Genomic DNA, 543 nt, shown 5'->3' on the forward strand with positions numbered 1-543 from the left:
ATGAATGTTGGGTATAGTTATGGTACCGGTGGTACAGGGTGGATGGGGAATGCTTCTTTTGGTAAAGGCAAGGGTTCCAGTGAGGAAGTGCATCACAAGAACAGCCATATTATTGGCACCGGCACAGTTCACACAACGAGTGGGGCAAACAACCACATTGGCAGGCGCCGTGGTTTCTGGAGAGCGTGTAGAAATGGAAGTAGGGGGTGATTTCGTCATTACCAGCCGCAGTGATACGGGACAAAGTTCCAGCAAGCAAGACTCTTTTTCTATTGGGTTTAATGGTGGAAAAAAGGATGGTACAGCCACAACCAATATTTCATTGAACAAGGATAAATCCTCTAGTGATTATCATAGTGTTGTGGAACAATCAGGCATCAAATCGGGTGATGGCGGTTTTAAGATCAACGTTAAAGATAAAACAACGCTGACCGGAGGACTTATTTCCAGCACAGCCTCGGCGGACAAAAACAGCCTAACCACAGGAAGCATCAGCACCAGTGATATCAGCAACGGTGCGCATGCTCAAGCTAGCAGCCAAGG

General features: G+C 47.1%; 1 pseudogene. It reads left to right on the plus strand.

Annotation, left to right across the window (positions count from 1 at the left end):
* A pseudogene (locus ACFIJZ_RS10155) lies at positions 1–543 on the plus strand (hemagglutinin repeat-containing protein); the annotation flags it as partial.

This window comes from Bartonella sp. CL70QHWL, from assembly GCF_042194855.1.
Classification (GTDB): domain Bacteria; phylum Pseudomonadota; class Alphaproteobacteria; order Rhizobiales; family Rhizobiaceae; genus Bartonella.